This is a genomic window from Marinobacter sp. THAF197a, assembly GCF_009363275.1.
In the GTDB taxonomy this organism is placed as follows: Bacteria; Pseudomonadota; Gammaproteobacteria; order Pseudomonadales; family Oleiphilaceae; genus Marinobacter.
The window spans coordinates 2866972-2882893 of sequence record NZ_CP045324.1; the positions used below are offsets into that span (position 1 = coordinate 2866972).

Consider the following 15922-nt stretch of genomic DNA (forward strand, 5'->3'; position numbering starts at 1 on the left):
AACCATGAGTCAATCCGACAACCACCCGCACCACGAGGAGCTCGAGGAAGATTTCGGCCCGAGCAAATCCCAGATCAAGCGGGAAATGCATGCGCTCCAGGACCTGGGTAAACAGATGCTGGATCTCAATGACGAGCAATTGGCGTCACTGGACATCAGCGACACCCTGAAGGCTGCCATCGTGGAATCACGGCGCATTAATCAGCGCGAAGCACGCCGCAGACATTTGCAATACATTGGCAAGATCATCCGCCAGGAGGATGATCCGGAGGCACTGGCTCGTGCCATTGGTGCATTCAATGCCGGCAGTGAGGAGCACACCCGCCGGCATCACCTGGCCGAGCGCTGGCGCGACAGGATGATCTCCGAAGGCGACAAGGTGGTGGGGGAGTTTATCGATTATTGCCCGGCGGCAGACGTGCAGCACCTGCGCAACCTGGTTCGCAATGCCCGCAAGGAAGTGGAGAAACAGAAAAACACCGGCCAGGCCCGTAAACTGTTCCGGGCCCTCCGGGAGTGGATTGATGACGCAGAGCAGTAAAGCAAACGGCTGACCGGAGTTCTACGTTAAAGGCGGCGGTGCTCCCAGACCGGCATTCTGGCCCGAACCTGGTTCAGTTTTTCCATGTCCAGGTCTGCCACAACCAGGCCAGGGCCCTCATCCAGTTCCGTTACCACCCTGCCCCAGGGGTCACAGATCAAACTGTGGCCATAAGTCTTGCGGCGCTCACTGTTTTGCCCCCCCTGGCCGGGGGCAACCACCCAAACCTGGTTCTCGATGGCCCTGGCTCGAATCAGTGGGTGCCAATGGGCGTCTCCAGTTTGCCAGGTAAAGGCGCTGGGCAGGCACACCCACTCGGCACCCTGTTCCCGCAGCGCCCTGAACAGTTCAGGAAACCGCAAGTCGTAGCACACTGCCATCCCCAGCCGGCCGGCGGGAGTGTCCACGGTAACCACCCTGTCACCTGGCTCGAAGGTATCCGACTCCCGGTATTGGCCATGGGAATCCTCGACCATGGCGTCAAACAGGTGAATTTTGTCGTAACGGGCAACTTCCTCGCCCTGATCGTTGTAAACAATGCAGCTTGCACGCACCCTGTCGGGAACATCAGAACCATCGGGTCGTGTTGCCAGGGGCATGGAACCACCTACAATCCATAGCCCCAGCCTCTCGGCCTGTTCTGAAAGAAAGCGCCGGATCACCGATTCACCGCCACTTTCCTGCCGACCACACTCCCGCATCTGAGCGGTGGCCAGAACCGCAAAATTCTCAGGTAATACTGCCACTTTCGCGCCTTGGGCGGCAGCATCACGCAACAGCGCCTCGGCCTCGGCCAGGTTACCGGCCAGGTTGTGACTGCTGACCATCTGAATCGCTGCAACTTGGGTCATGCTCCGACTCCTCTACTCACCCGTATCGAAAACCCGACGTAGCTCCACTTTGGGCTCGCTCCAGCTACCGGTGACACTGTAAGTGGCGCTGGTCAACTTGCTTAATGGGTCACCCAGAATTTTGTCCAGAACAAAGAGTGCGCCGCCAATGGGGGCGCTCGCTCCCATCAGTATGGCAGCCAGGGGCAGGTTCTGGGTAACCGGAAGCACCAGCACCAACCGCATATCCAGGCTCTCATCGGCCATATTGGTGGATCCACTCATCTTGAAAGCCCCGGAAGGCCCCACCAGTTGCAGTTCTGGGTCGAGGGTAACCAGACCGTTTACGATGACAGCCTTGCCGGAAATGGCGTCAAACGCAATACCCCGCTCATAAAGATCCGAGAAGTCCAGGCGCAGCCGGCGCCAGAGCGTGTCGGTGTTGAGCAGGTTGAAAATTCTGAACAACTGGGCTGAGCCACTTTGCTCCAAAATGACGCCGTCATCCAGGCGGACACTGACCTGGCCACTGAGCTGCTTCAGGGCAAATTCATCCGGTCGGCCGGGCCAGTCCAGATCCAGGTCAACCTGGGTCTGCTCATTATTCATTGGAATCGGCGCACCGGTCAGCGCCTCCAGTTCCCGGAGGCGGCCGCCTGAGAGGGTTCCGACAAATCGGCTGGTTTCGCGATCATCAACCACACTCCAACTCATTCTGCCAGTGAGCGCCAGCGTCTCCAATTGCCCTTCAATTTCCTCGATGTTCAGGCGGAACGGCTGCGGCCGCATGGCGAACTGCCAGCGGCCGGCAGACTCATCGCCCAGCCTGAGGTCCGCGATGGTCACATCAATATCGGGCCAGCTCCCCACGTCCAGAGCTCGAAACGCTTCCAGTTGTTCCTCCAGGGTCAATATCTGCCGGTCCTCCTGGTCTTCACCCCCGGTATCTGAGCGCATCAGACTGAGTCGTTGCAGATCGGCTTCAATCGTTCCCTGCGTGGGCACCATCACCCTGCCCTGAACCCGATCAGATTCCGTGTTGAACACCCAACGATCTCCCAGATCCAGGGCATCGATCTGGATATTCCTGAGACTGTGCCCCGCCAGGTTCAGTTCACTGAGTCCCAGCTCAAAGCCCGACGATTTCCACAGCAGATCAAAGGCCAACCGGTCCTGCCAGTCCCCCGTCACACGGACACCCTCATTTTCCGTAGGGTCTATCAATGCCTGCAACCGGGCCTGATCCGACTCTCCCTTACCCAGAGGCTGCGGCCAGTCCAGTGCCAGGCCTTGAAAATCGGAGGATACCGTTATCCGGGAAGCGCGCTCATCCGACACGCTCAGCTGTGCCGAATAATCCAGGCTACCCGACATCCCGAGTGCGGAGCCCTCCGGCAACCCGAACTGATGCAAAAACGACGGCAATGGAACCCGGCCGGTCTGGCGAATAGACAAGGCTGCGCCCTTACCTGCCGGGCCCTGTTCTGATTGTTCAAACTCAACAGTCACCGGTTGCCCGAAGAACTCCGCCAGAAGAGGCTCTCCGGAAAATCCCCGACGGGTATCGTAGCGGACCTCGCCCTCAATTCCTGCCCAGACCAATCCCGCTGCCGGGTAGGAGATCCTGGCTCCGGAGGTTGCCACCCGCGCGTTCACCGCTGTCTGCTCACCAGCCCCCAGTGGCAGATCAATATTCAGGGCTAACCGGTAGAGCCCCTGATAATCCAGCTCTGTGGCGGCCATTCCGGCCATGTCGCCAAGCGGTGTCTCGGTCATCCAGAACGGCACGCTCTCACCTGGCACATCGGCTTGTGCATCAACCCTTACGCGAGTCGGCCCCTCGCCATCTCCCGGCACAACCCTTACGACGCCCGAGCGCAGTTCCAGCCCGCCTGTCAATGAATGTTCCAGAGTGACCAGAGTGTCTGCATTCTGAACCTCAACCCGGCCACGGGCGCTCTGCACTTCCGGCCAACGTTCGTCGTAACGGACAACACCACGGTCGAACTCGTACCACATGGATGAGACAAACGATCCCCGGGGTGCCTCGGAATCGATCCGGCCGTGACCGTAATACTCACCGGCGGTGATATCGGCTTCGATAATGGCGGTGGTTAACCACTGATAGAGCCCCGGGTCCACCACTTTGGCCGGGACAAAATCTGCGAGCATGGACGCATCGCCGTTCTCAACGCCAACGCGCAAGCCCAGGTTGTCTTCGCCAAACCGATCCAGCCTTAAATCAAACGCACCGGTGAGTGTTGTACGGTCGGCGTAGGTAAATCGCAGATCGTCGGCAAATACACGGGTTATCGGGCCGGCCAGCTCCCAGGATACGGTGCCAGCCATCGAATCCAGCGGCCAGCCAGCATCATAGAGTTTTGGGAAACCCAGGTAGGCGGGCCCGGTGGTATCGAGGGTTACATGGCCCGAACGGGCCGTCATCAGGATATGGCCATCAAGCCCACGGGCGGCCGGCGCCCCTTGCGCCGCCTCAACCGACACCTGCCGCAATCGACCGGACAGCTGGAAACCGGCCGGATCGTCCGGCAGCGTCAGGATCACGTCGTCAAGGTAGCCGGATGGCCGGTATTGCTCCAGCGCATGATTGGCCACGGCCGGAAGCAGGGGAAGGTTCTGCACAAGCCGCCGGATCGGCGCCAGTGGCACGCCATCGGCAATCAGGATATTACCTCCGGAATCGGGCTCAAGGCGCAATCCAAAGGGTTGGACATCGTGGTCCAGCCACTGCCACTGTAGTTGCTGGAGCTGTAACGGACCATCCCGGCGCCAGCCAAAACGGGCCTGGATACTCTCCAGCGGAGCCAGCGACTCCATATTGACCCCGAGCTGTAAATAGGGCGTTTGCACCATCCCCTGAACCTGCTGCAGCTCACCGCTTTCAAAGGTCAGCCAGGCACGACCGCCCAGATCAGCCCCCTCTACACGAAGACCGCGCCAACTCAGATCGTCCACCAGACCATCAAACAAGCGCCCGGAATCGACATCCACATACAACTGGCCGGTAAACTCGCCCCGGAAAAAGTGCTGCCCCACAAGGGCAAAACTGGCGAGCTGGGTGGTGGTTCCTGGCTGCATGGCCCTGCCCGAGGCCTGAAACAAACCACGGCGGTAGACCAGGTCCAGCTGGGGAATATCGAAATGCCGGGTATTGCCTGAACCATCATCAATGCCAAGGCTGATCCGGGTCATGGTCAGCCGCGGATCAGAAAGCCAGCGCCCGGCCAGCCTGAGCCAGGTTTGCAGGTCCTGGCCACCGGGGCGGGTCAGGTCGGTGAGCTCATCCGGCGGCTCGAGCAGGTCCAGGCCGGACTGCCGGGCCAGGCTCAGGGTTAAGCCATCGGCCTCAAAGTCCTCGAACACCAAACGAAATCGCAGTACCGACGACAGAAAATCCAGACGCAGACGCAAGTGCTCAAGCTCGGCAATGGCTTGGCCGGTTTCCGGGTGGTGAACGGTCAGATCAGTAGCGGTTACTGCCGGGTCAAGCCAGTGCCAGCGTGAGGAAAGACGACCAATCCGGACATCCAGCCCGGTGCGATCGGAGAGTTGCTCAGAAAGCTCGCCGGTGAAACGGTCGATATTATTGGTCAGCTGCCGCCCCAATCCAACGTACAGGGCAAACACCACCAGCACGGCGAAGATAAACCACCAGACTCCGTTTGCCAGGTGCTCAAGTAACTGCGCCAGCTTGCCGGCGCCCCGGCGTTGCTGCTGAGCTTGCTCCTGTTCACGGCCTTGCATCGTAATCGATACTCCTTCGACAGCCCTGTTCAGCGGGCGTCAGAGCAGGACCACATCGTACTGTTCCTGACTGTAGAAGGGCTCTACCTGGAAGCGTATGGTCTTACTGATAAAGGTCTCGAGGTCTGCGACATTGTCGGATTCCTCGTCGAGCAGTCGATCAACCACTTTCTGTGATGCCATCACCAGATAGTTCTCCGCTTCATAGGCTCGGTTCACCCGGAGAATCTCGCGGAAAATCTCATAGCAAACGGTCTCTGCCGTTTTCAGGAAGCCCCGTCCATCGCAGATCGGGCAAGGCTCGCACAGCACCTGCCCAAGGCTTTCTGTGGTGCGTTTTCGGGTCATCTCCACCAGGCCAAGTTCCGAGACACCGGTGATCTTGGTTTTGGCATGATCCCGCTCGAGCATCTTCTCCAGCATCCTGTGTACCTGGCGCTGGTGCTCCGGGTCGTCCATATCGATAAAGTCTATGATGATGATGCCACCGAGGTTTCTGAGCCTCAGCTGCCGGCTGATAGCACGGGCGGCCTCCAGGTTGGTCTTGAAGATGGTCTCTTCCAGATTCCGGTGGCCGACAAACGCACCGGTATTGATATCAATGGTGGTCATCGCTTCGGTCTGGTCGATGATGACGTAACCACCGGATTTCAGCTGTACCTTGCGGCTAAGTGCCTTCTGGATCTCGTCCTCGACCGAATACAGATCAAAAATCGGCCGCTCACCGGGATAGTATTCAACCTTGTCGGCGAATTCCGTGACGAACTCTTGCACAAACTCTATTACCCGCTGGTAGCTTTCCCGGCTGTCGATGCGCACTTTTTCTGTTTGCGGCCGGATTAGATCCCGAATGGTGCGAATGAACAATGGCAGGTCCTGGTAGACCACGGACGGTGCGGGCGCGCTACCAATCCGATCCTGTATGGATTGGCTAAGCCGATGCAGGTAGGCCATATCGGCGATCAGGTCTTCAGCCGCCGCCGCTTCCGCTGCCGTGCGGATGATATAGCCACCTTGGACGTCGTCGCTCTTTTCAGCCGCCTCTTCAATCAGGGTCTTCAGCCGGGTGCGCTCGTTGTCGTCCTCAATCCGCTGGGAAATACCAATATGGCTGACCCCCGGCATAAATACCAGGTATCGGGAAGGAATAGACAGTTGGGTCGTCAACCTGGCTCCCTTGGTGCCAATGGGGTCCTTGGTGACCTGAACTACCAGCGATTGCCCCTCACGCAACAGGGTGCGGATATCCGGCACGGTTTTCGGGCCATCCGAAGGCTCCTCCGGCCCGGACTGACTGCAGGCAACATCCGAGGCGTGTATGAACGCGGCCCGCTCCAGGCCAATATCCACAAACGCCGCTTCCATGCCCGGCAACACACGAACCACCTTGCCCTTGTAGATATTGCCAACAATACCCTTGCGGCTGGTCCGCTCGATGTAAGCTTCCTGAAGCATGCCGTTTTCGACCAACGCCACCCGGGTTTCCACCGGCGTAACGTTGATGAGAATTTCTTCGCTCATGTTTGGCTCTCCTTACAACTCGGCCAGTTCTGCCAGACCGGAAAACCGGCCTCTGCCAGCAACCCGGCGGTTTCCAGGAGGGGCAAACCCACCACCGCGCTATAGCTGCCCTGCAATTCCTGGACAAAGATACCACCCAGGCCCTGAATGCCGTAGCTACCGGCCTTATCCATGGGCTCGCCACTATCAACATAGGCCCGGATCTCGGCCTCGGACAGGCTTCGAAAGGTCACGTTGGTGACCGACAGGTGCGATTGGCAGACCTCTCCCCGCGCCAGCGCCACCGCCGTCATCACCTGGTGCTGCTGGCCAGACAACCGGACCAGTGTGGCTTTTGCCTCCGCCGCATCGACCGGTTTCCCCAGAATCTCACCTTGCAAGACCACTGAGGTATCCGAGCCCAGAACCACTGCGTCGGGATTCTCGCCGGCCACTCTTAGCGCTTTCTCACGGGCCAGGCGTTCCACATAATGCTCCGCCGACTCTCCCTCGGCCACGGTTTCATCAATATCCGCGGGCTGCACCCGGAACGTCAGCCCGATTTGCTGTAACAGCTCAGCCCGGCGAGGAGAGGCAGATGCAAGAATCAGTGTCTTCATGGTACTAGCCCAGCTTCCGGTTCAGGCGATCCAGCAGGCCACTGACAAAGGGCCAGGCGACCGCACTGGTTAATGCCGGCCACAGGTAACTGAACCCTGCCATATCGGCGCCCAGCAGTTGTTTGATGAAGTGCACCAACATCTGGTTGATGCCCAACAACAGGAAGACCATAAGGCATTGTTGCGGTAGCGGGTACATTCTCAGGCGCTGATGGATAGTCAGCACCAGGAAAGCAATGAGTGCCATACCCAGCGCGTTGGTGCCCAGGGGGGTGGCCTCAAGCACATCCAGTAATAGCCCGAGACACCAGGCCATCAGGATCCCAAACTGCGCCGGTGCACGGAAGGTCCAGTAAAAAACCACCAAACCCAGCCATTCCGGGCGGAATTCAAACCAGCCTACCGGGAACAGGGATATACTCAACACCAGCGCAAGCACAACGGTCACGAAAAACAGTGGGTAGCTAATGACCGACAGCATCAGTTGGCCTCCTCTTCCGTGGTCTGCGGTTCCGCAGACTCGCGGCGCTCCCGGGACTCAGGCTGAAACACCACCAGCACAAGCCGGCTCTGGTTCAGTCTGGCCATGGGCCTGGCCCGAATCGTCACGAAGGGTTCCCCTGGTTCCTTGGTGATCTGACTGACCTCAGCCACCGGATAGCCCCGGGGAAAACGGCCACCAAGGCCGGAGCTGACCAGGGTATCGCCTTCCCGTATATCGGCAGTATCCGGCACATGCACCAGATCCAGCTGATTGACTTCACCATTGCCCAATAACACCGAACGCAAGCCATTTCTGACCACTTCGACGGGCACCGCATGGCTGCTGTCCGACACCAGCAACACCCGGGAGGTGAACTGGCTGGTCTGCACTATCTGCCCCACCAGACCTTCGGCATCCAGTACAGCCTGCCCGGTGGTCACACCGTCGCTATGGCCTTTGTTGATGATGATCTCGTGGGAAAACGGATCGGGCGAGACACCCACCACTTCGCCCACGATCACCCGGTCATCCAACACTTCAGAGGAGTTAAGCAGCCGGCGCAACTCGTTATTCTCTGACGCCAACGCCGCATATTTCAGCGCGCGCCGCTCGAGTATCAGCATTCGGGCCTTGAGTTCTTCGTTTTCACCCTGGAGGTCTTCACGGCTGACAAAGAGCCCGGAGAACCAGTCACTAAATCGGTAGGGGGCGTTACCCAGCCAGTACACCGGAGCCAGGCCGGTGGCGAGGGTACTGCGAACAGGTGTGAGCTTGTCAAAACGGGCATCGGCAGCGATCAACGCTGCCGATACCAGAATCACAAGAAAGAGTCTGAAGCCGGGTACCGGCCCCTGGACAAAGATGGTTTTAATGGCTTAGCCCTCCCACGGGATTAACCCTCCTGGGAGAACATTCCGATGCCACCGCGATCAATGACTTCCAGCGCCTTGCCGCCACCACGGGCAACACAGGTCAGGGGGTCTTCGGCGATGATCACCGGCAGACCGGTTTCTTCACTGATAAGTTTGTCGAGGCCTCGCAGAAGTGCACCACCACCGGTGAGCACGATTCCTCGCTCAGCGATATCAGACGCCAGCTCAGGCGGAGACTGCTCAAGCGCACTTTTAACGGTTTGCACGATCTGGGCGAGTGATTCCTGCAATGCGTCGAGAATCTCTTCGCTGTTCAGGGTGAACGCACGGGGCACGCCTTCTGCCAGGTTGCGACCACGCACATCAATCTCGCGGATATCCAGGCCTTCATAGGCACAGCCGATTTCATGTTTGATCCGCTCGGCGGTGGAATCACCAATCAGGCTGCCATAGTTGCGACGCACGTAGGTAACGATGGCCTCGTCGAACTTGTCGCCGCCAACCCTCACAGATTCAGCGTAAACGATGCCGTTCAGAGAGATAATGGCGATTTCCGTGGTACCACCACCGATATCAACAATCATGGAACCGCTGGCTTCTTCAACCGGCAGGCCTGCACCGATGGCAGCGGCCATGGGCTCTTCAATCAGGAACACTTCACGGGCACCCGCGCCCAGGGCAGACTCACGGATGGCTTTGCGCTCCACCTGTGTGGACTTGCTTGGCACGCACACCAATACGCGGGGGCTGGGAGTAATGAAACTGTTTTCGTGCACTTTATGAATGAAGTGCTGGAGCATTTTCTCGGTGACAACGAAATCCGCAATCACACCGTCTTTCATTGGGCGGATAGCGGTTATGTTGCCGGGGGTACGGCCGAGCATGCGCTTGGCTTCGGAACCCACAGCTGCCACCATTTTCTGGGAGCCGCTGGTGCGGATGGCAACAACGGAGGGTTCGTTGAGTACGATTCCGCGTTCACGCACGTAGATTAGGGTGTTGGCGGTGCCCAGGTCGATGGACAGGTCGCTTGAGAAGATGCCTCGGAGTCTTTTGATTAACATTCGTGTTGTTTCAACCTGAGAGTTGCGGTTGCGGATGTAGAAGAATCACGCAACTTTAGCAGTGAGGCCATTCTCAGGCAAGGCAACATCAGGGCTCTCGGCTTACCATTCTCACATTTTCGGTACTGTTTCGGGGCCAATCTTGGTTGTGATTCTGCTAATATGTCGGGCTTGTTTTCTCTGGGTGCAAGGATGCCTTGGGGAGGGGCTTTCCAAAAAACGCTCCTTTGGCACATCCCTGTGGCGCTTCGGCTCCGCCATCCATGGCTCCGCAGATTTTTGGAAAGCCCCTCCCCAAGGCATCCCCGGACAGCTGAAAAGCGCCAAAATCAGCCAGTTAGAGTCGTTCGGGCTCTTTAGTATTAAATTGTTTTCACACACGCTTTAATGGAGGCAACGTGAGCATTTCCCGCGAGGACATCGAGAAAGTTGCCGTGCTCGCCCGCATCAAGGTGGACGGCGAGCAGGTTTCGGCTCTGGAGAAGGATCTGGGCAATATTCTGGATCTGGTGGATCAGTTGAGTGCAGCGGATACCGATTCCGTGGAGCCGATGGCGCATCCACTGGATGCCGTACAGAAGCTGCGGCCGGATGTGGTTACCGAAACCAATCAGCGGGAGGCGTTTCAGGCGATTGCGCCGGCGACCGAGGATGGGTTGTACCTGGTCCCCAAGGTCATTGAGTGAGCCTTGAGGCAACTGAAATAGCTTAGTAACCGGCAGGTTGTCTGACGATCACATATTTCGGGATTGATGATGCATAACAAATCCGTAGCAGAACTTTCCAGGGAACTGGAGAGCGGCAAGATTTCCAGTGTGGAGCTGACTCAACAGTTCCTAGACCGTCTGAAACAGGAAGACGGCAAGTACAACAGCTTTATTACCATCTCCGAAGAGCACGCATTGGCCGAGGCGAAAGCGGCGGATGAGATGCGGGCGGCGGGTAAGGCCACGGTGTGGACCGGGGTGCCCTTTGCTCACAAGGATATCTTCTGCACCAACGGCATTCGCACTACCTGCGGCTCCAGGATGCTGGAGAATTTTGTGCCGCCTTACGACGCCACGGTGACAGCAAACTTCAAGGCGGCCGGCGCGGTTTGTCTGGGCAAGACCAATATGGATGAGTTCGCCATGGGGTCTTCCAACGAGTCCAGCTTCTATGGTGCAGTGACCAACCCCTGGGGGCTGGCCAGCGGCGACAAGCGGGTGCCGGGAGGTTCTTCCGGCGGTTCCGCCGCAGCCGTAGCTGCGCGGCTGGTGCCGGCGGCGACAGGTACGGATACTGGCGGCTCTATTCGCCAGCCGGCAGCGCTGTGCGGCATTACCGGGCTGAAGCCGACTTACGGGCGGGTATCCCGGTACGGGATGATTGCCTTTGCCTCGTCTCTGGACCAGGGCGGGCCGATGGCGCGTACGGCGGAAGATGCGGCGTTGATGATGAATGTGATGGCCGGCCATGATCCCAGGGATTCCACCTGCATCGACCGGGACGTACCGGATTACACCGCCACCCTGAACGAGCCGCTGAAAGGCCTGAAGATTGGCCTGCCGAAGGAATACTTCAGCGACCAGCTGTCTCCGGCCATGGAAGAGCAGGTTCGCAACGCGATTCGCGAGTATGAAAAGCTGGGCGCCACGGTAAAGGAAGTATCCCTGCCGAACGCGAAGCTGGCCATCGCGGCCTATTACGTAATCGCCCCGGCGGAGGCTTCGGCCAACCTGTCCCGGTTTGACGGTGTACGTTATGGCTACCGCTGCGACGATCCGAAAGACCTGATGGATATGTACACCCGCACCCGGGCGGAAGGATTCGGGAATGAGGTTAAGCGCCGGATTCTGGTGGGAACCTACGCCCTGTCCGCTGGTTACTTTGATGCCTATTACTTGAAGGCCCAGAAGGTTCGCCGTCTGATCCAGCAGGATTTCATCAATGCGTTCAAGGAAGTGGACGTGCTGATGAGCCCAGTGTCTCCGACACCTGCGTTCAGGCAGGGCGAGAAAAACACCGACCCGGTGTCCATGTACCTGGAAGACGTGTTCACCATCGCCATCAACCTGGCGGGCATTCCGGCCATGTCGGTGCCGGCAGGGTTTGTCGACGGCTTGCCGGTCGGGCTGCAGATTATCGGGGATTACTTCTCCGAGGCCCGTTTGCTGAACGCTGCCCACCAATTCCAGCAGGTGACCGACTGGCACCAGCGTGAACCCCAATAAGCCCGGATTAGGAGACGAACGCATGCAGTGGGATATCGTGATCGGGCTGGAAATTCACGTTCAGCTCGCCACCCAGACCAAGATTTTCTCCGGCTCCAGCACCGCCTACGGTGCCGAGCCCAACACCCAGGCCAACGCCGTTGACCTGGCCATGCCCGGTACCCTGCCGGTACCCAATGAGCAGGCCTTCCGTTATGCGGTGATGTTCGGCCTGGCCACCAACGCGGAAATCGGCCGCCGCTCGGTCTTCGAGCGCAAAAACTACTTCTACCCGGACCTGCCCAAGGGCTACCAGACCACCCAGCTGGCCCAGCCGATTGTCGGCCCAGGCTACGTGGACATCGACCTGGCCGACGGAAGCACCAAACGGGTACGCATTCACCACGCGCACCTGGAAGAAGACGCCGGTAAATCCCTGCACGAAGACTACCACGGCATGTCCGGCATTGACCTGAACCGGGCCGGCACGCCGCTGATCGAGGTGGTGACGGAACCGGACATGAACAGCGCCGACGAAGCCGTAGCCTTCGCCAAGAAGCTGCATAGCCTGGTGACCTCGCTGGGGATCTGTGATGGCGATATGTCTCAGGGCTCCATGCGCTTTGATGTGAACATCTCCCTGAAGCCGAAAGGCTCCGAGGAACTCGGCACCCGCACGGAAACCAAGAACCTGAACTCCTTCCGGTTCATGGAACAGGCCATCGCCCATGAAGTAGAAAGGCAGATGGATATCCTGGAGGATGGCGGCCGCATTGTGCAGGAAACCCGCCTGTACAACGGCGACCGGGACGAGTCCCGGTCCATGCGCACCAAGGAAGAAGCCAACGACTACCGCTACTTCCCCTGTCCTGACCTGTTGCCGGTGGAAATCGACGACGCCTTCATCGAAGACGCCCGCGCCCGCCTGCCGGAACTGCCGGACGCCCGCAAGGCGCGCTTCAAGGAGCAATACGGCCTGAACGACTACGACGCCGGCGTGCTGTCTGGCGACGCCAAGCTGTCGGCGTTCTTCGAAGAAACCGTGGAGCACGGCAAAGACGCCAAGCTGGCCGCCAACTGGATTCAGGGCGAATTCTCCGCCCGCCTGAATGCCGACGAGAAATCCGTAGCCGAAGCTCCGATTTCAGGCGCACAATTGGGCGCACTGGTCACCCGCATTGCGGATAACACGGTTTCTTCAGCAGGCGCGAAGAAGGTCTTTGAAGCCTTGTGGTCAGGTGAGAACGATGACGTAGATGCGATCATCGACGCCAAGGGGCTGAAGCAGGTCTCCGACACGGGCGCCCTGGAAGCCATGGTCGACGAGGTACTGGCCGGCATGCCGGATCAGGTGGCCCAATATCAGGGCGAGGAAGATCCTAAGAAGCGCAAGAAGATGCTCGGTGGCTTCATGGGGCCTTTGATGAAAGCCTCCAAGGGCCAAGGCAACCCCAAGCTGTTCAACGAGATTCTCGTTCGCAAGCTTGGTGGTTAAGTTTTGGCTTTGGTGTGGGCCGCTTTTGTTTCGGCCCTAGCCTGTTGAGTTTGGGGCCCCTTCCCAAAAAACGCTCCTTGCGGCACATCCATGTGGCGCTTCGCTCCGGCCATCCATGGCCTCCGAGATTTTTGGGAAGGGGCCCCAAACCCACCCAGCCAAACCTTTCAGCAATAGTCCGTTAAAACCACGCGAATAGATTGGCGGCACAATCGTTCCCGACATTCTGTACCGAAACAGTGCTTAAGACCGAAGCCGGTTTTTTATGACTACCCCACCGCATGTTTGATCGAGGGCTTGGCGGGGGACTTCTCCCAAAAATCTGGAGCGCCAGGGAAGGCGCGACGAAGCCCTACAGGGACGTATTCACGGGCGTTTTTTGGGAGAAGTCCCCCGCCAAGCCCCAGCCACCAACATCCAGCAGGCTGGGGCCGAAGCCCAAAAACCGCGACAAAAGTTAGACCAAGCGAGCCCAAAGATCATGCTCGTCAGCGTGCTCCACAACAGCCTGCACAATCTGACCGGGAACCAAATCGGTTTCGTCGTTCAGGTAAACCATGCCATCAATCTCCGGCGCATCCGCCTTGGAGCGACCTATCGCACCTTCCTCATCAACCTCATCGATGAGCACATCAATCGTCTTGCCGATTTTGGCCTGCAATCGGGCAGCTGAAATCTCCGCCTGCTTCGCCATAAAGCGGGCCAGCCGCTCTTCCTTGACCTCTTCCGGCACAGCACCCTCCAGCTCATTGGCCCTGGCGCCCTCAACCGGGCTGTAGGTAAACGCACCCACGCGGTCCAATTGCGCCTCATCCAGCCAATCCAGCAAGTACTGGAAATCTTCCTCGGTTTCACCCGGGAAGCCGACAATAAAGGTCGAGCGAATGGTCAGTTCCGGGCAGATTTCGCGCCACTTCTTGATGCGCTCCAGAGTCTTGCTGTCGTGGGCCGGGCGTTTCATGGCCTTGAGTACTTTCGGGCTGGCGTGCTGGAACGGGATGTCCAGGTACGGCAGGATCTTGCCTTCGGCCATCAGCGGGATGATGTCGTCTACATGGGGGTACGGATAGACGTAGTGCAAGCGAACCCATACGCCCATTTCACCCAGAGCCTCACACAGGGACTGCATCTTCGTTTTCACCGGGCGACCCTGCCAGAAACCGGTTCGGTATTTGATATCCACACCGTAGGCGGAGGTGTCCTGGGAAATCACCAGCAGCTCTTTAACACCTGCATCCACCAAACGTTTGGCCTCATCCATCACATCACCAATCGGGCGACTAACCAGTTTGCCGCGCATGTCCGGGATGATGCAGAAGGTACAGCTGTGGTTACAGCCTTCGGATATCTTCAGGTAGGCATAGTGCCTTGGCGTAAGCTTGATGCCCTGGGGAGGCACCAAATCCACGAATGGGTCGTGGTCTTTCTTCGGCGGTACATACTGGTGTACCGCTCCCACAACTTCTTCATAGGCCTGAGGACCAGAGACCGCCAGCACACCGGGATGGGTCTCGCGAATCTTCTCCGCTTCCACACCCATACAACCGGTCACAATCACCTTGCCGTTTTCGCTGATGGCTTCTCCGATGGCATCCAGTGATTCCTGCTTGGCCGCATCGATAAAACCACAGGTGTTCACCACCACAATGTCGGCATCGTTGTAGGTGGGCACGACCTCGTAACCATCCAGCCGCAATTGAGTCAGGATACGCTCTGAGTCTACCAGTGCTTTGGGGCACCCCAGGCTGATAAAGCCAACTTTTCCGCCCTGAGCAGTGTCTTGTATTTTCTCGGTCATAAAGTTCCGCAGGAATCCCGGAGCCTGGCTCCAAATGTGTGTAGGCGGCGATTTTAACTCACTGGGATATCATCTGCAGCTCTGCACTTCCCACATATGCCACCAAAAAACACGTAAAAACGCGAAATGACGCACCAAAATGTGACGCTGTGTTCAGAAAGTTTTAATAAAGCTGCAACAATATACGCACTTACCTTGCTGATCACTTTTTAAGCAGCTACAATTTCAAGCGCTTAAGCGTTCTTCTGGAAGGCAATTATGGGAAAGGCAACGTCGTTCGATACTACTCGCGCCAGAAAAATTAAAATGAAACCTGCACCAGCTAAACAGAATCTCAGAAATCAGCAGCGAGTCGATGTGTCGACCGAGATTACTGTTGAGAAAAGCGACGGCTGCTGCCTGACGTGCAAGGTCTCTAACCTGTCACGTGCCGGTGTTATGATCTCCTGTGATCAGGACGTTGTTCAACAGCTCATTCCCGGCATGCGTGCGCCGGCCCCCGGTCACTGGATTGGCGTGAAAACCCGCTTCACAGTGCCGGTGCTCCCAACGCAACCAGTCACTGTGCTTGCAGATGGCAATATTGTGCACATGCGTCGTATCTCCAGAAATGAGTTCCAGATCGGCATCCAGTTCAGTGAATTTGAGGGCAACGGGTTCGATTACATCGACCGCTATGTCGCCAAACTGCTGTCTGACGCCCGAACAGCGAATTACGACACCCACTGAAACCACCGACACCGGCTCAGCACGCCCGGAGT

General features: G+C 58.1%; 13 protein-coding genes. 5 read left to right on the plus strand and 8 right to left on the minus strand.

Features of this window, described 5'->3' with window-relative positions; genetic code table 11:
* Positions 1-4: 4 nt before the first annotated feature.
* Positions 5-541, plus strand: coding sequence for a ribosome biogenesis factor YjgA (gene yjgA / locus FIV08_RS13315; RefSeq protein WP_072676724.1), 537 nt, complete (start codon positions 5-7; stop codon positions 539-541).
* Positions 542-567: 26 nt separating this feature from the next.
* Here the strand turns inward: yjgA and FIV08_RS13320 are convergent, their stop codons facing one another.
* From FIV08_RS13320 to FIV08_RS13350, 7 genes are read right to left on the minus strand one after another with little or no spacing between them, the layout of a single operon-like run.
* Positions 568-1392 (minus strand): carbon-nitrogen hydrolase family protein, encoded by an 825-nt coding sequence (locus FIV08_RS13320; protein ID WP_072676723.1) that lies wholly within the window; start codon positions 1390-1392, stop codon positions 568-570.
* A gap of 12 nt (positions 1393-1404) precedes the next feature.
* On the minus strand, positions 1405-5136 hold the full coding sequence (locus FIV08_RS13325; protein ID WP_152438679.1) for a YhdP family protein: 3732 nt from the start codon (positions 5134-5136) through the stop codon (positions 1405-1407).
* A 39-nt stretch (positions 5137-5175) separates the two neighbouring features.
* A complete protein-coding gene (rng, locus tag FIV08_RS13330) occupies positions 5176-6657 on the minus strand; it encodes a ribonuclease G (RefSeq protein WP_058092029.1) in 1482 nt (493 codons plus the stop codon).
* Positions 6654-7256 carry a Maf family protein gene (locus FIV08_RS13335; RefSeq protein WP_152438680.1) on the minus strand — a complete coding sequence of 201 codons (603 nt, stop codon included), beginning with the start codon at positions 7254-7256 and terminating at the stop codon, positions 6654-6656. The genes rng and FIV08_RS13335 overlap by 4 nt, the downstream gene beginning before the upstream one ends.
* A 4-nt stretch (positions 7257-7260) precedes the next feature.
* Positions 7261-7737 (minus strand): rod shape-determining protein MreD, encoded by a 477-nt coding sequence (mreD, locus tag FIV08_RS13340; protein ID WP_152438681.1) that lies wholly within the window; start codon positions 7735-7737, stop codon positions 7261-7263.
* On the minus strand, positions 7737-8603 hold the full coding sequence (mreC, locus tag FIV08_RS13345; RefSeq protein ID WP_152438682.1) for a rod shape-determining protein MreC: 867 nt from the start codon (positions 8601-8603) through the stop codon (positions 7737-7739). The genes mreD and mreC overlap by 1 nt, the downstream gene beginning before the upstream one ends.
* Positions 8604-8632: 29 nt before the next feature.
* Positions 8633-9676 (minus strand): rod shape-determining protein, encoded by a 1044-nt coding sequence (locus tag FIV08_RS13350; protein WP_058092032.1) that lies wholly within the window; start codon positions 9674-9676, stop codon positions 8633-8635.
* Positions 9677-10074: 398 nt separating this feature from the next.
* Between FIV08_RS13350 and gatC the strand changes: the two genes are divergently transcribed.
* The 3 genes from gatC (at position 10075) to gatB (ending at position 13363) form a co-directional block, all read left to right on the plus strand.
* Positions 10075-10362: an Asp-tRNA(Asn)/Glu-tRNA(Gln) amidotransferase subunit GatC gene (gene gatC / locus FIV08_RS13355; protein WP_058092033.1), complete on the plus strand. Its 288-nt coding sequence runs from the start codon at positions 10075-10077 to the stop codon at positions 10360-10362.
* 69 nt (positions 10363-10431) lie between these two features.
* A complete protein-coding gene (gatA, locus tag FIV08_RS13360) occupies positions 10432-11889 on the plus strand; it encodes an Asp-tRNA(Asn)/Glu-tRNA(Gln) amidotransferase subunit GatA (RefSeq protein WP_152438683.1) in 1458 nt (485 codons plus the stop codon).
* A gap of 22 nt (positions 11890-11911) precedes the next feature.
* The gene (gatB, locus tag FIV08_RS13365) at positions 11912-13363 is read left to right on the plus strand and encodes an Asp-tRNA(Asn)/Glu-tRNA(Gln) amidotransferase subunit GatB (RefSeq protein WP_072676717.1); all 1452 of its coding nucleotides are present in this window, start codon (positions 11912-11914) and stop codon (positions 13361-13363) included.
* A 457-nt stretch (positions 13364-13820) separates the two neighbouring features.
* On the opposite strand, the gene rimO is transcribed toward gatB, so the two are convergent.
* Entirely contained in the window at positions 13821-15161 is a 1341-nt protein-coding gene (gene rimO / locus FIV08_RS13370; RefSeq protein ID WP_152438684.1) for a 30S ribosomal protein S12 methylthiotransferase RimO, read from the minus strand.
* 306 nt (positions 15162-15467) lie between these two features.
* Here rimO and FIV08_RS13375 point away from each other — a divergent pair, with 306 nt between their 5' ends.
* Positions 15468-15890 carry a PilZ domain-containing protein gene (locus tag FIV08_RS13375; RefSeq protein WP_061331542.1) on the plus strand — a complete coding sequence of 141 codons (423 nt, stop codon included), beginning with the start codon at positions 15468-15470 and terminating at the stop codon, positions 15888-15890.
* Positions 15891-15922: the final 32 nt, after the last annotated feature.